We start from the raw sequence: 15,324 nt of genomic DNA, 5'->3' as shown, positions 1-15,324 counted from the left end.
GCTATTGGAACAATTCAGACTTCCCAAAATACCGATGCCCGACCTTGACTTGCCGCAGGCTGTTCAGGACGTACTTAAGGAAGCGGAGCAAGCACTGGCTCACAGGCCGAAGCTGCTGAAGCTGTTTAAAAACTGTTTTCCAAATTCACTGGAGACAACGACCAAACTAATGGATGATGGGACAACGTTTCTCATTACAGGTGATATTCCGGCTCTTTGGTTGCGGGATTCCGTAGAGCAGGTCATTCATTATGTGCCGTTAGCCAGGGAGGATGCTGATTTACAGCGTATCATTGGTGGTCTGATCAAGCGCCATATTCATTATGTCCTCATAGACCCGTATGCGAATGCGTTCAATGAGACGGCGAATGACTGGCACTGGAACGCGGCCGATGAGACGGAAATGTCGCCATGGGTGTGGGAACGAAAATTTGAAATCGACTCGCTTTGCTTTGTCATTCGGCTGGCTTATATGTACTGGAAGGAAACGGAGCTTACCGATATTTTTGATTCAAAATTCAAGATGGCTCTGCGTAAAATGGTGGATGTGTTCAAAACGGAGCAACGTCACCAAGAGCAATCTGCGTATCGGTTTACGCGTAATAACGGCATTTTCACCGATTCCTTGCGCAATCTGGGACTCGGTATGCCTGTAAATTATACAGGGATGATTTGGTCGGGCTTCCGTTCCAGTGATGATGCTTGCGATTTCCACTACAATATACCCGGTAATATGTTTGCGGTAGTTGCTCTACGGCAGATGCAGGAGTTTGCGGAGTGGGTATTTCGTGATATGGACTTTCTGAACGAGCTGAAGGAGCTGGAGGCTGAGGTGGAGCACGGTATCCGCTTGTACGGCATTTACCGCCACCCGGTATTCGGGCCTATATATGCTTATGAAACGGACGGATTTGGCAACTACTGCCTGATGGATGACGCAGGTACGCCGGGATTGATGTCCATTCCGTATTTGGGCTATACGACGGCGGACGATCCTATCTATCAAAATACGAGACTCTTCGCTTTAAGTCAGGAGAATCCGTTTTACTATGAAGGCAAGGCGGCTAAAGGCATCGGAAGTCCGCACACTCTGCCGGGTTACATCTGGCATATGTCCCTGTCTATGCAAGGGCTAACGGCCCAGACCACAGAAGAAAAGCTGGAGATGATCCGGATGCTGGAAGCGACCGATGGCGACACCGGATATATGCATGAAGGCTTTCATGCAGATGATCCCACGGTTTATACGAGAAAATGGTTCGCCTGGTCCAACAGTCTGTTTGCCCAGCTTGTGTATAAGGCCATGAAGGATGGCTTGTTATGAATGAATCCATAGTAAACCCATCCATCGTTGTTTTCAGTGAGCAAGGCTTTCCAGCTATAGGGAGCCTGTTGCCAGACGAGGCATTTCAGGGAGTTGCAGACGTGGTGGTCGTACGAGCCGATGAACTGGCTGAAAGGCTAAAGCATATGGACAACGGCTGTTTTGTCAATCTGCATGCACCGTACTTCCCCAAGTCCGCCTGGACCGAAATCGTGGCATTTCTCCACAGGGGAGGGGGGCTGCTTAACGTCGGGGGAGCACCCTTTAAGAATCCGGTCCGCGATCCTGCTGATGAGCATGGAGACTGGGTAATTGAGACTGAGCAGACTGCATATCATCAGGAATTGCATATTCATGAGGTGCTGAGAGTAGACGCGTCGAAGGTGACTTCCCTGGTCGCATCAGAGGAAATTCCTGTGCTGTGTGGTCAGGAGTCTCTGTTCCAGGTGACGGATACGTGGAATCTCGTTCCACATACGACCAAAAGCAGCGATCTGCCGCACCAAATGGGCTCTGCCGGGCCGATGAATACGCGAATTTATCCTTTGCTCAAGGGAGTAAGTAAGGACGGACGGGACATTGCCGCCCCAGTGGTGCTATGGGAGCATGCCCGAGGTCTGTTTGCCGGCGCACGCTGGATGTTTGTCCAATTGCCGTTGATAGCTTCCTTTTGGGAACAGGATGGGGAGCAGTTGCTTGCCCAATGGGCACGTTTTTGCGCCAAGGGGATGACGGAGCTATCTATCAAGCCAAACTATGCTGCTTATGAGCCTGGGGAACGAGCCGTACTGACACTTCAAACCCAAAGATTGCAGCGAGGAGGAGCCACGCCCAGATATCACGAGATATGGAGCTTTGACCTGACGGTGGAGCAAATATTGGATGATCACAGTCAGCAGGTATGGAGCAAGCGCTTGCAGATTGAAGTTAGCAGAGAACAGGACTTTGTACGTATTCCCCTTTCCTTTTCCATCCTAAGCGGTTTATATCGGGTCATTTGCCGAGCCGAGTCATCGGATGGTGAAGTGCGTATATTGCGACAGGGCTTTTGGGGGCAGGATGCCGAACTGCTGGCTGAAGGACAGATCATCATGCGCAGTCGGGACTATTTTATAAAGGATGGGCGCCCGTTGCCTGTTGTCGGCATGACCTATATGACCTCAGATGTAGCACGGAAGTTTCTGTTTTTGCCCAATGCAGCAATTTGGGACCGGGATATGGCCCAGATGGCCAAAGCGGGCATCAACTGGATTCGTACAGGGGTATGGACGGCTTATCGCAACATGATGCAGATAGACGGGCACGCCTCGGAAGAGGCGCTTCGCGCAATTGATGCTTTTTTGCTGACAGCCAAAAGGCATGGATTGCAGGTGACGTTCACGTTCTTTTCTTTTACACCGGAAACATGGGAAGGGGTTAACCCTTATCTCGATCCGCAAAGCGTGGAAGCACAAAAGCGGTTCATTCGCAGTATTGTCAGCCGTCACACGACTACAACCCATGTAGACTGGGATCTGATTAACGAGCCTTCCATGTTTGATCCGTCGCGCATTTTCGCGGATGGTCCGCGTTCTGCGAGGAACTCATGGGAACAGGAGGCATTCAGCACATGGCTGGGGCAACGGCACGGCAGCATTGAGGGTTTGCAGGAAGCATGGAATATGACGCCACAGCAGCTTCCCTGTTTTGCTTCTGCCACAATTCCCGAGCCGGAGGAGATAAACTTCGACGTTCAGGATATGCATCAGGCCAAAAAGGGAGCCAAGTGGCTGGATTACTGTCTGTTTTCAATGGATATGCACAATCTGTGGGCCGAGCAATTGGCGACTACGATTCGAGAGCTTTGTCCCGGGCATTTGGTAACTGTAGGACAGGACGAGGCAATGGGCGCGCAGCGGCCGTCTCCGTTTTTTTATGAGGCTGTGGTGGATTATACGACGGTGCATTCATGGTGGCTGAATGACCATTTGGTGTGGGACGGTATTTTTGCCAAAACACCAGACAAACCGAATCTCGTGCAGGAAACCGGAATAATGTATGTTGAGACGCCGGATGGTCGAGCCAAGCGTTCAGAGGCGGAGCTGCGCGACATGCTGGAGCGCAAGTATGCGTATGCCTTTTCGACTGGTGGAGCGGGTGCGATTCATTGGATATGGAATACGAACTTTTATATGGATAATGCCAATGAATCTCACATCGGTGCGTTACGTGCGGATGGGACCGAGAAGCCGGAAGCAGAGGTATCTTACGATTTTGGGCGTTTTATGAATGATATTCGCGATCTGTTTACAGACCGAAAACTGGAGGAAACGGCTGTTGTATTCCCGTACTCGAATGATTTCTCCAACCGATCGCTTGCCTTTGATGCCACGACACGGCTTACCCGGGTGATGTCCTATGATCTCAAGCAGCCATTCCGTGCCGTCTCCGAGTATCATCTGGACTCGCTCAAGCGGCAGTTACCGAAACTGATTATGATCCCTAGCGCGCACAATTTCGACAGTACATCGCTGGAACATCTTCTCGAAATGGTGCGATCCTTCGGTGTGACTTTACTAGTCACCGGACCGTTGGGCCTTGATCCTTACTGGAAAGTGAGCGACCGAGTCGATGATATTATTGGGCAGCGTACGCTGGGGAACGTCCAACGGGAGGAAGTGATGAGTCTGGAGGGTCAAACCTTCCCTGTCTCATTCGGTCAGCGGCGAATTGCTGAGGTGGCTAAGGAGGAACAACTGTCACCAAAAGCGGATGGAGCGATGGGGGATGAAGTCGTGAACCTGCCGCTTGGCAAGGGGCGCTTGATCTGGAGTCCGCTTCCACTGGAGTTGAATGGCAGGGATGAGCCGATTGCTGAGCTATATTGCTACGCCCTCACTGCCGCCGGGGTGGAGCGAGAACTGGAGTGGATAGACGGTGGCGATCAGCCGGGACTATATGGACGTAAGCTGAATTTCGAGAATGGAGGCTTGTATATTTTCGTATCGGAGTTTTCCCGGGATACGCAAGTGCGTGTTCGAGATAAGGCGACTGGATTATCCTACGCTTTTATGTTGCTAAGGAGCCGTTCTGTCTTGTTTGCTGTGGATCGAGAAGGTCAGTTGCTAGCGGTATATCGTCCCGAGGAAGTGAATATTGAAGTGATGCAGTGAACAATGGCAGGTCAAGATATACGGTGAGGGGATATACAATGAGCGAGCAAAGGGATGAATCAACCAACAATCAAGCGATAAGCAGGGAAGTAGACACATACACGGGTAGCAAGACGACAGCACATATTATTTCGCATACCCACTGGGATCGGGAGTGGTATTTACCTTATGAGAAGCACCATATGCGCCTGATTAGCCTGATGGATTCTCTACTGGATAAGCTGGAGCAGGACCCGGATTATAAAAGCTTTTATCTGGATGGGCAGACGATCATTCTGGAGGATTATCTACAGATTCGCCCCGAGCATAAGGAACGGCTGGAGCAGCATATTCGCAATGGTCGTATTTTTATCGGACCCTGGTACATTTTGCAGGATGCTTTTCTGACCAGCGGCGAAGCCAATGTACGTAATATGCAGATCGGACACCGCGATGCTGAACGTTACGGCAATCCGTCCAAGATCGGATACTTCCCCGATACGTTTGGTCTGGTTGGGCAGACTCCGCAGTTAATGCTACAGTCGGGGATTACGAATGTTTTCTTCGGAAGGGGCGTAAAGCCCACAGGGTTTAACAATACAGTGTCGGATAGAGGCTACGAGTCCTCCTTTTCGGAACTGTTATGGACGGGGCCAGACGGATCGGAGGTACTCGGTATTTTATTCGCCAACTGGTATTCCAACGGCAATGAGGTTCCGGTAGATGAGGCGGAAGCCAAGGTTTATTGGAAGCGTAAACTGGATGATGCGCAAAAATATGCTTCAACTGGCGAGCTGCTGTTCATGAACGGATGCGATCACCAGCCTTTACAGCTTGATTTACCGGAAGCAATCCGTACGGCACAGAAGCTTTATCCGGATATCGAGTTTATTCATTCTAATTTCAACGATTATCTGACCTCTCTGAAACGGGCTTCCCAAAGGCAACTCTCGTCAGTGAAGGGAGAGTTTCGCAGTCAGCGCACGGACGGCTGGGGAACGCTGGTGAATACGGCTTCTGCCCGGGTGTATTTGAAACAGATGAACCAGTTGGGACAAGTGATGCTGGAAAAAGTGGCTGAGCCGCTTGCAACCTTCGCGCATCTGTTGGGGCAGGCTTACCCTCACCATTTGTTCACCTATGCCTGGAAAACACTGATGCAGAACCATCCGCATGATAGTATTTGCGGCTGTAGTGTGGACGAGGTGCACCGTGAGATGATGATCCGGTTTGATAAGAGCCGTCATGTAGCCGAGAGCATTGTGGATGAAAGCATTGAGGTCATTGCGCAAGCAGTGGATACGACGGGCTTCAGTCGCTTTGGAGAAGATGCGTTGCCACTCGTGATTTTTAATACGTCAGGCTGGGAACGCAGTGGTATAGTGTCGGCAGAACTGGAAGTGGTGCGTCTGTACTTCCGTGAAGGATACACGCTTGAGGAGGCCTCTCATCGAGCGAAGAAAGTGGATCTTTCCGGGCGCGTACTGGTGGACAGTGAAGGGGGTCCGGTGGCATGCAAGGTGGAGGACCTCGGGCTACAGTTCGGTTATGATTTGCCGGATGATCGATTCCGCCAGCCTTACATGTCTCGTCGGGTTCGCCTTACCTTTGAGGTAGAACGTGTGCCCCTGTTAGGCTTAAAAACCTATGCTTGGCTGAGAAGCAATGTCGAGACTGGCTCCTCTTCACTTTTTCAAGGCAGTCGAAGTATGGAAAATGATCTGCTTCACGTCGAAATTGCGGATAACGGCTCTTTTACCCTGACGGATAAGCGTACAGGCTGCAGCTACAAAGACCTTGGCGTATATGAAAATGTTGGTGATATCGGCAACGAGTATATGTTCAGACAGCCCGAGGGAGAGCAGGCGCTGACCACCGAAGATTTGATCGCTGACATCCGTGTGCTTGAAGATACACCTTTTCTCGCATCCTTGGAGATTATCCATCATTGGGAAATACCGGCCTCTGCGGATGAAACGCTGGGGCAGGAGCAGCGAGAGCTAGTTTATTATCCGTATCGTCAGGCTCAGCGCTCCCGACAGACCGTTCCGCTGACGATACGGACTGTCATTTCTTTATCTCGGAACAGCAGGGGGGTTTCTATGGAAACCACCTTCAACAACCAAGCCAAGGACCACCGACTACGCGCTCTGTTTCCGACAGAAATACACTCTGGCGAGCATCGGGTGGACTCCATGTTTGAAATTGCAATCCGGGACAATGAACCCGCACCTGAGTGGGAAAACCCAAGCAATACACAACATCAGCAGGCGTTTGTGGATGTAAGCGGGGAACAAACCGGTCTGACCGTGGCCAATCTCGGGTTGAATGAATATGAAGTGCTGCGTGATGGACGTAACACGATTGCAGTAACGCTGCTTCGCTCAGTTGGCGAGCTGGGTGATTGGGGATGGTTCCCGACGCCGGAAGCGCAATGTCCAGGTGAGCATACCGCCCGTCTGGAAATCATTCCACATGATGGCGACGGTATTCAGTCCGGCGCGTATAGAGAAGCCTATCAATACCAAATTCCTTGGATTGTAAAACAAACGGGGATTCATGAGGGTACAGTTGCTCCAGATTATGCGCCGTTTGATTGGAAAAGCACGGAGCTTGCCTTTTCCTCTATGAAAATGAATGAGCTGTCGGGGGATGTGCTGTTACGCTGGTACAATATGAGTCATAGTATAGCCGAATTAATTATCAAGCCCAGGACGCAACAATACGATTTTTATAAAAGTAATATCCTCGAAGAACAAGGAGAAGACATCGTAATGGATTCTTCTGATGAGTTACTTCAGTCTGTAAAGCCGCATGAAATTATCACACTAGGTTTTAAATTGAAGACTTAATAATAAAGAGAAGAAGGCCATAGCAATAGGATAATATACCCCGATGGAATAACTTATCATCGGGGCTTGTTATCATATGGCTAAAAGTAAATAGTAGATAGGTTTAGCAAATTCTTTAAGCCCATGAGCATCAAAATTTTTGAGTTACATAGCAAGTCCAACTATGAAGTTGCCTATTATAATATTCTTTATTTTTGCATCACTGTTATCTTACTTATAAATTTAAGCGCTTTCTACCGATATATATAAATATAGATATCATCACGTTCTGTGATCTGCTTCATTGTGTTGTTTGGAGGGCAATGTCAAGGAGACCGAGCGGAAACTCGTGAAAGTTGAGAGCAGCGTGAACTATTATCCATAGACGATCTGGAGGGGTTTGGATGAGTAACAAGCTATCAGACAGGACTAAAAAAGGGAAGGGTTTTAGAGATTTAAAGGTTACGACAACGATGATCTCCATGATTGTAATCAGCTTAGTGGGTTTACTCATTGTATCGTTGGTAGGGGTTATCGGTATGTATCAAGCTAAAGAGGGTCAAGGTATTTTGTATGTGGATCGCTTTCAACACCAAACGAATATTCTTGAAGTCAAAAGTGATTTCTATAATATGCGGGCTAATTATACAAAAATACTCGACAATAAGGAGTACACAGATAAACAGTATAAGCAGGTGCAGAAAGGAAAAGATAGCGTTACAACCGGACTAAATGAATTCTCACAAAGGAATTTGGATGCTAAGGAACAGAAAATGTACGAGGAACTACGGGGGAGTATAGACACATATTATCAGGATATTGAGCAAATCATGGCAGTCAAAAAAAATAGCGGAACGTATGACACGGAAGAGAGAGGCCGGATTAATAAATCCAGTACGGCAATTGTTACGATGCTGACTACGATTTCAGATTATAACAATGAGCAATCCGCCAACTTATATCAAAATACGCAAAATGAGATTAAAATGCGTACAATTGTTTTGATCACAGTTCTGGCCCTCGTGCTGGCTATTCTTATCACCATCTCCTTTGCGGCCATTCGAAATATCCGTTTCCGGATGAGTACAATTACGAAATACTGTGAGGAGATTACCCAAGGAAATTTAACGGCAGCACTTGATCCTGCCTTGCTTAAAGGAAATAATGAGATCGCTGTGATTGCGCGTGCCATTCAACAAATGACAGATTCAACCTCAATGGTCATTACGGGGGTTATCAAAGAGTCACGCCAAATTAACCAACTGAGTGATCAGACGAATCATAATATGACAGATCTCAATGAGCGGATTAGAGATGTATCTGCCACGGTCGAACAGCTGTCAGCAGCTATGGAAGAGACTTCGGCATACACCGAAAATATGAACCATTCGGCGGAAGAAATGCAGCGGGCAGCAGAGTACATTTCGGTCAAAACTCAAGAAAGAGCTCAGTCTGCCCATGATACAAGTGTAAAAGCCGAAACATTGAAGCATGCGGCAAGTGAATCCAATAAAGCGGCCAAGGAAATTTACCGGAAGGCCAATGAAAAGATGAAGGAAGCGTTAGAACGAGCCAAGGCCGTAGACCAAATTCGTTTACTTTCTCAGTCTATCTTAGAAATTACGGCACAAACCAATTTGCTGGCTCTAAATGCATCCATTGAAGCGGCTCGTGCGGGTGAGTCAGGTCGAGGGTTTGCGGTTGTGGCTAACGAGATTCGCAAGTTGGCAGACGGCTCCAAACACGCGGTAGACCAAATTCAGAGTGTTACTCAAGAAGTTGTGCAATCGGTAGAGAATTTAACTACTAATGCCGAAGAATTACTGCACTTCCTGCAAGCCCAGGTAGGCAAGGATTATCAGCTGCTTGAGGATACAGCAGGACAATATTACAATGATGCCGTGGAGCATACGAACACGGTCAATGATTTGAACGCTACCTCTAAGCAGGTGAATGCAACCATCCAAACGATGGTGAGAGCGATTCATGAGATTGCAACAGCCAGCGAACAGTCTGCTATATCCACTCAGCACATTGCAGAGAATATGGTTTCATCGACGGAGAAATCTCTTGAAGTGACACACCAGTCTGATCAGGTGAAGGAAAGCGCGGCCCGACTGAATGAACTGGTCGAAGGCTTTAAAATTTAACGAGACAATATATAAAGACTAGGGAAAACTTTACATCGAAGAAAAACAGTTGGGGAGCCCTAAAAAGGCTCCTTTTTTAAGTTTACCCTTCCAACGTTGCTTTTGGATTACAGTCAAGAACTCGTATCCTGCAACTCTTCCTGTTCAGCCATTTGCATCAGCTTATAAATCTGACGAGTTGTGTTCACATTCCGCACCGTCATTTGCTGATACAGCTTGGTTCCGACTAATTTCGTTAACCCGCTTTTTGTGACTTGTTCTTTGCTGACAGAGTACAGAACGGCCCCGGTCGTATATATTACATGGCCTATTCCCGGTTTCAAAGGAAGCTTGTCCAGAACGGAAATATCGTTAATTTCATCCCACAGAAACATTACATCACTTTTCATCTGTGTATCATTAGACCATTCATTCGGCAGTGCCTCCATAATGCTCTGAATCTCTTTCATGTTACGGACGATGACGCGGATGGGTAAGCTAAAATCCTCCAGAATCGCCTGTTCCAATATGAGTGAAAGCTCCTGGTTAGACTGGGTCTGACTAGAAAAAATAATGTTTCCAGAATTAATGTAAGTTGTCACATGCCCCATACCTGCATTTTCAAACGTTTGCTTGAGCCTCTTCATCTCGATCTTGTTGTTGCCGCCAACATTGATGCCCCGCAGTAATGCGATATAGATCATAAAAAGTCCCACCTCTCTTCAAAAAAAAGGATTTTAACAAAGGGATAGGTATTCCATTAAATACGTGGTTTGATTTTCGCTCAACAGCGGATGCAGCAGCGGTTTTACGTGCTCGATATATTCTGCTTTGGTTTCGTAGGTCTCCTCATCTTTCAATTCTCCCTTAAAGGTACAGGCACCTTCAATCAGGATGGATAGAGCAGTAAAGAAGTTAGCTAAAGAGTCAGCAATCTGCTGCGGGACACCGCCTTCGAATGCAGCATATACAGGGGAACCGAGTGCGCTAGTATCGACAATGACTGGATCGTCATTAAAAGTGGCAATCACGACATGATGGGGCGGCCACGAAGAAGATTCTTGGACAAGCTCACCAGATGTAATCCAGCGATAGCCCAGCTGTTGGCGATACAGATGTTCTGGTGCGGCAAAAAAGAGAACCGCGGCATCCCCGATTTCAACTGCTGCATTTTTTAATTTGTGTGTTCCCACTGCCTTAGCATCGATCATTTCATAATGGCTATACAGATACTCAAGTTCAGGGGATACAGGAATCTGGTTGTCCCAGCAATCTGATATTTTCTCCATCCGGGGCTGGATGTCGTGGTTTTGGAACAGCCCATAGGCTTCATTATATAAGTTTTGTTGTTGTACAAAACGGGCCAGAGCTTCGCTTAGCTGTTTCATAGGTTGTCATTCCTTTCTAATCGTAGGCTATGATTTCCGACATCACGTTTTACTTCTATCGTAAAGATATCATAATATAAATATGGAGAACATATGTTTCTGTAATTGTGCCGCCTTGCCAGTCTATCCAGATTAATTTTACAATATAGGAGTTCGAAAATGTTTTGTACTTAGTTTAATATGCTCAGGCTTACTTGTAAGGAGGATAAGCATGTCATTTTCTAAAATATACGATTACAAATTAAGAGCTTATTTTAATGAGCGTATTTCTGATTTAAGTCATGAATATCTATTTTATTCTTATCCCGATCAAGAGCAAAATTTAAGAATATTAACCCTGAATATAAACGAGCTGGATTATGTTTCTCTAGTGCGATGGCATGATCTGTTTGACAGGTCGCTATTAACAAAAATGGATCATGTCATTCGAAGCGAACTGGATGCTGAACGCCTGATTCGATTGCTTTCGTTCATATTTAATGTTTTTGATATACACAAAGATGTTGCTTATAGGAGAAAAAACGTATTTTGTTTTTATTATCAATATCAAGTTTCACATCTAAGAGAGAGAGGCAATGAATTCACGTTTGCTCAGGACAGACTACTTTTCCTCCAACATCTTTTATTTGAACTGGGTTTAGGTGACGACATTTATGATCGTCTAACGATTGAAAATAATAGGATCATGTACAGAATGGAAGACGCACAATATTATGATCTGCACATTCTTATTAACATTTTGCATGAACATATTAACAAAAGTAAGATGGATATGGATACACAAGCAGCGCTGGAAAAAATAAAATTTTTACAAGGCCAATGGGTCAACTTTATGCTGGGTAGTCATGATGTATATGATTTTCCATTCGATGATTTCAACAAACCATTTGTAGAAGCAACGATGTTTATGCAAGCCTACAAATCTAATAAAAATAGGGTATTAGAGGTGCTGATAGACTGTATCAATGAGCATCAATCTCCAACAGAGCAGTTCATCTCCCATTTGATCTTGATGAATTACTCCTATTTTGTTCTCAAAAGAGATCCTAGTGAAATTACATATCTTAAGTTGTTTTGCAAGAAAAAACCGGGAGTTTTTATGAAAGTATTGACTGCATTGCTTGATATCAGATTTTTTGTTGATAAATCCAGCTTCACAAATGCGGGTATAAATTATTATTTATCCAGAATAAAAGGGGTTTAATTATGCCATTCCATCACGTTTCTTTACCTGATTTACCACCGTCTATCGGACGCCTTACAGCCATTCATCCACTAAAGGGCGACTCTCAGGAAAGCATAACCTTGCTAGCACTAAACACACAAGCAGAACTGTGGAGACTAGAACTTCGCTCTGGCAGCGCAGAATTGTGCACACGTATTTGTATTCCTGATTTTAATCCCATGCAACCTGTCCAAATGGTTACCAGTTCTGACGGCAGCTACGTAGCTATCTCCAATCGTTTTGGACGGCATGCGGCAGTGTATGATTTAGTCCATGCTCAAGAAAAAATGCAACTATCACGGGACGAATATCACTACGATAAAAGTATGTTTCCCCTGGCATTTGTACACCAAGATGGTGCATGCATTCTTGTTCATGGGACGGAATGGAACCGGCTTGATCTGACGGATGTAGAAACAGGCATGCTTTTGACAGCAAGACCTACTCCTGTTTATAACAGCGACAGCAAAAATGAGCACTATCTAGATTATTTTCATGGGAGGCTGCTGATTTCACCAGGGGGAAAGTGGATTGCGGATACGGGATGGGTGTGGGCTCCGATTGGAGTGGTCCGAACTTGGTCGTTATCGGATTGGCTGCTGAATCCATGGGAATCGGAGAAGGGTCCGTCGGTTCGCGATCTTTGGCAAACCATAGATTGGGATGGGCCAGTGTGCTGGACAGGACCCGATACATTGGCGGTTTGGGGACAGATGGATGCTGATTTACTGGAGGAGGAAGATTGGGGAGAGGAAGGAGTTGAACCGGCTGTTGTCCTATTCGATATGACCCAGCCCGGGTACCGACGTGTGCTTCCAGCGATTCCATCTCTAAATTGTGAGCCTGTTGAAGACGGGACTTTTCCTTTTCCCCAAGCGGATATGGCCATTTGTGGTGACCGATTATTCTTATGGGGAAAAGGAGTCTCGCTTCAGGTATGGCGGCTTTCAAGCGGTGTGCGGGAATATGTAGATACGGAGCGGTTTCCACTCGTTTACCATCAAGAGGCAGGAATTTTCATTGAATTGAAACCGGATAGCCGCTGTAAAGCCTTAAGCTACGAATAAATGGCAGTGTCGGGCTTCCTTCCTGGCGAGATGGGAAAATATGCGTTAGTTATTACATTTGAAAAGGGGCGTAAAACCAAAATGGCACTTATCAAGGATCGTTTTTTGGGATGCCTGGTTGGGCTGGCCGTGGGCGATGCTTTGGGAACCACTGTGGAATTCAGCAGTCCAGGTACATTTGAACCTGTAACGGATATCGTGGGCGGCGGTGTCTTTGGGTTAAAGCCGGGCCAGTGGACGGACGATACGTCGATGGCGCTCTGCTTGGCCGAGAGTATGGTGCGAAAAGATGGCTTTGATCCGGCAGATCAAATGCGCCGATACACCAATTGGTACCACTTGGGATATATGAGCAGCACGGGAACGTGCTTTGATATCGGTGGTGCAACGAGAGCAGCACTGCATCGCTTCGAAGCTACCGGAGATCCGTACAGTGGGTCCGTTGACCCCATGACTGCCGGCAATGGCTCTATTATGAGGCTTGCACCTGTAGCTATGGCCTATGCGAACCGTCCGGAAGAGGCGGTGATGTACGCTGAGATGAGCTCACGAACCACCCATGGAGCAGTCGAAAGTGTGGAGTCCTGTGATGTGCTTGCTTCAATCCTTGTGGCAGGTCTGCGAGGAGCGGACAAAGAATCCATGTTATCGGCGGACGTCTGTTATAAGTGGCGGCAGGACGAGCCCGCTTATTCGGCAGCCATTGAAGAAATAATTCGGGGATCTTACCGGCATAAAGAGCCGCCTGAAATACAAGGAACCGGGTATGTCATTCGTTCCCTTGAGGCTGCGTTGTGGGCATTCCACCATTCGACTTCATTTGAAGAGGGAGCACTGTTGGCAGTGAATCTGGGGGATGATGCTGATACGACTGGGGCGGTGTACGGGCAAATTGCAGGAGCTTATTACGGAATAAGCGGTATTCCGAGTCGTTGGCGCGAGAAGCTGGCGATGAAGGAGACGATAGATGAACTGACTGAGGCTTTATGGCAGAAGGTTGAGAAGGACCAAACGCTCCAAGGGGAACATCTATAAAGATCAAGCTGGGCTGCTATTCTTATGAAGCAGAGTCCAGCTTGTTTTTTTTGTTTGCTATATCGCCATACTTCCGCCCTACTCAGCAACATGCCGTTATGACAAAATGAGACCAATACAAATAACACATCACTTTACTGACCTTTCAGGGGAGGAACTACATTGCCGTATCAATATAAACAGCTTCATTCATTTGCTGATATTTCCAATGATATAAAAGGGTTTGAGATCGTTTCGACCCAATTTGGCCCTGATGGGCGCGTGTATATTTTGCTGATTGATAAAGTCCCAGAACGAGTGCGGGGGATGTTCACGCCTGCCTCTCTTAAAGACAGACATACTTACAAGGTACTCATCCTAGACGATCACATCGAAGAAGTGTGTGTGGAGGGGCAGCAGTTCAACTATCATTATGTACAGCCTCTAAAAAATCATTTGGTACTCGTCGGAGCACGGTGCCATTATTACGGACCTGGTCAATACGATCTAAATGGTAAAATCCTTGATTATGAAGGTCATACCGTCAATGAGATGTTGCTTGGAGACGGCATCCAGAGTGTTCAGGTAACAGAAGAAGGTACGATCTGGACCAGTTATTTTGACGAAGGTATATTTGGCAATTATGGTTGGGTTGAGCCTGTTGGGTCCTCCGGCCTTGTTGCCTGGAATGAAAAGGGAGATAAAATATATGAGAACCAAGCAGCAGCTATTGATGATTGCTATGCATTAAACGTAGTCAGCGAACAGGAAATCTGGTTTTATTACTATTCAGACTTTTCATTAGGACGTATTTCCGGTAGTGACCACACGAATATTACGTTAATGAATCCGAGGATTTCCGGCTGCTCTGGGGTGGCTACAGATGGGTATCACTTTTTGTTCGACGGCGGATATGGAAAGAATGGACAATATGTCCTGAAAAAGAATGTGAAGCCAGGTAGTTTGAGCAAAGGGCAAAACATCCGTTTTTTAAATGACGATCAAAGGTTTCTTCAGCCGCACGAACAGGATTTCAGAAAAAACCGCCTGCTGCTCCGTGAAGGTTCTCTGTTGTACCAGGTGGCGATAGAAGAGTTATTATAAAAACCCACGTCAGACGTGGGTTTTTTTGTTGATTGGAAGTAATTTGAGCCTATATTCTTGTTTTAAATTCATGGATATTGCCAAAGAGGGGGGATCGATAAGCAGCATGAT

At 46.7% G+C, this 15,324-nt stretch carries 10 protein-coding genes; 8 read left to right on the top strand and 2 right to left on the bottom strand.

Annotated features, from left to right (window positions below):
- The first annotated feature begins 4 nt into the window (after positions 1–4).
- The 4 genes from JOE49_RS23665 (at position 5) to JOE49_RS23650 (ending at position 9,436) form a co-directional block, all read left to right on the top strand.
- On the top strand, positions 5–1,324 hold the full coding sequence (locus JOE49_RS23665; RefSeq protein ID WP_076264739.1) for a glycoside hydrolase family 125 protein: 1,320 nt from the start codon (positions 5–7) through the stop codon (positions 1,322–1,324).
- Positions 1,321–4,476, top strand: coding sequence for a beta-galactosidase (locus JOE49_RS23660; protein WP_209943128.1), 3,156 nt, complete (start codon positions 1,321–1,323; stop codon positions 4,474–4,476). Before JOE49_RS23665 ends, JOE49_RS23660 begins: the two co-directional genes overlap by 4 nt.
- 38 nt (positions 4,477–4,514) lie before the next feature.
- Positions 4,515–7,307 (top strand): alpha-mannosidase, encoded by a 2,793-nt coding sequence (locus JOE49_RS23655; RefSeq protein ID WP_209943126.1) that lies wholly within the window; start codon positions 4,515–4,517, stop codon positions 7,305–7,307.
- A 383-nt stretch (positions 7,308–7,690) separates the two neighbouring features.
- Positions 7,691–9,436: a methyl-accepting chemotaxis protein gene (locus tag JOE49_RS23650; protein WP_209943124.1), complete on the top strand. Its 1,746-nt coding sequence runs from the start codon at positions 7,691–7,693 to the stop codon at positions 9,434–9,436.
- A gap of 113 nt (positions 9,437–9,549) precedes the next feature.
- Here the strand turns inward: JOE49_RS23650 and JOE49_RS23645 are convergent, their stop codons facing one another.
- Both JOE49_RS23645 and JOE49_RS23640 read right to left on the bottom strand, forming a co-directional pair.
- Positions 9,550–10,119 (bottom strand): DUF1697 domain-containing protein, encoded by a 570-nt coding sequence (locus JOE49_RS23645; protein ID WP_023989662.1) that lies wholly within the window; start codon positions 10,117–10,119, stop codon positions 9,550–9,552.
- Between the two features lie 33 nt (positions 10,120–10,152).
- Positions 10,153–10,803 (bottom strand): hypothetical protein, encoded by a 651-nt coding sequence (locus JOE49_RS23640; RefSeq protein ID WP_209943122.1) that lies wholly within the window; start codon positions 10,801–10,803, stop codon positions 10,153–10,155.
- A gap of 211 nt (positions 10,804–11,014) precedes the next feature.
- Between JOE49_RS23640 and JOE49_RS23635 the strand changes: the two genes are divergently transcribed.
- The 4 genes from JOE49_RS23635 (at position 11,015) to JOE49_RS23620 (ending at position 15,213) form a co-directional block, all read left to right on the top strand.
- A complete protein-coding gene (locus JOE49_RS23635; protein ID WP_209943120.1) occupies positions 11,015–12,007 on the top strand; it encodes a hypothetical protein in 993 nt (330 codons plus the stop codon).
- Between the two features lie 2 nt (positions 12,008–12,009).
- Positions 12,010–13,095 carry a hypothetical protein gene (locus tag JOE49_RS23630; protein ID WP_209943118.1) on the top strand — a complete coding sequence of 362 codons (1,086 nt, stop codon included), beginning with the start codon at positions 12,010–12,012 and terminating at the stop codon, positions 13,093–13,095.
- A gap of 81 nt (positions 13,096–13,176) precedes the next feature.
- On the top strand, positions 13,177–14,130 hold the full coding sequence (locus JOE49_RS23625) for an ADP-ribosylglycohydrolase family protein (RefSeq protein WP_209943117.1): 954 nt from the start codon (positions 13,177–13,179) through the stop codon (positions 14,128–14,130).
- A 162-nt stretch (positions 14,131–14,292) separates the two neighbouring features.
- Positions 14,293–15,213, top strand: a complete 921-nt coding sequence (locus tag JOE49_RS23620) for a hypothetical protein (RefSeq protein WP_209943115.1) — start codon at positions 14,293–14,295, stop codon at positions 15,211–15,213.
- Positions 15,214–15,324 lie beyond the last annotated feature (111 nt).

Source organism: Paenibacillus sp. PvR133 (assembly GCF_017833155.1).
Classification (GTDB): domain Bacteria; phylum Bacillota; class Bacilli; order Paenibacillales; family Paenibacillaceae; genus Paenibacillus; species Paenibacillus polymyxa_B.
The sequence above is the reverse complement of the archived record's forward strand: the minus strand, read 5'-3'. Positions and strand labels throughout refer to the sequence as shown.

Bases quoted from the DNA above. Each gene is read 5' to 3' on its own strand.
- JOE49_RS23660 (WP_209943128.1), top strand. From the start codon at position 1,321: ATGAATGAATCCATAGTAAACCCATCCATCGTTGTTTTCAGTGAGCAA.
- JOE49_RS23655 (WP_209943126.1), top strand. From the start codon at position 4,515: ATGAGCGAGCAAAGGGATGAATCAACCAACAATCAAGCGATAAGCAGG.
- JOE49_RS23650 (WP_209943124.1), top strand. From the start codon at position 7,691: ATGAGTAACAAGCTATCAGACAGGACTAAAAAAGGGAAGGGTTTTAGA.
- JOE49_RS23645 (WP_023989662.1), bottom strand. From the start codon at position 10,119: ATGATCTATATCGCATTACTGCGGGGCATCAATGTTGGCGGCAACAAC.
- JOE49_RS23640 (WP_209943122.1), bottom strand. From the start codon at position 10,803: ATGAAACAGCTAAGCGAAGCTCTGGCCCGTTTTGTACAACAACAAAAC.
- JOE49_RS23635 (WP_209943120.1), top strand. From the start codon at position 11,015: ATGTCATTTTCTAAAATATACGATTACAAATTAAGAGCTTATTTTAAT.
- JOE49_RS23630 (WP_209943118.1), top strand. From the start codon at position 12,010: ATGCCATTCCATCACGTTTCTTTACCTGATTTACCACCGTCTATCGGA.
- JOE49_RS23625 (WP_209943117.1), top strand. From the start codon at position 13,177: ATGGCACTTATCAAGGATCGTTTTTTGGGATGCCTGGTTGGGCTGGCC.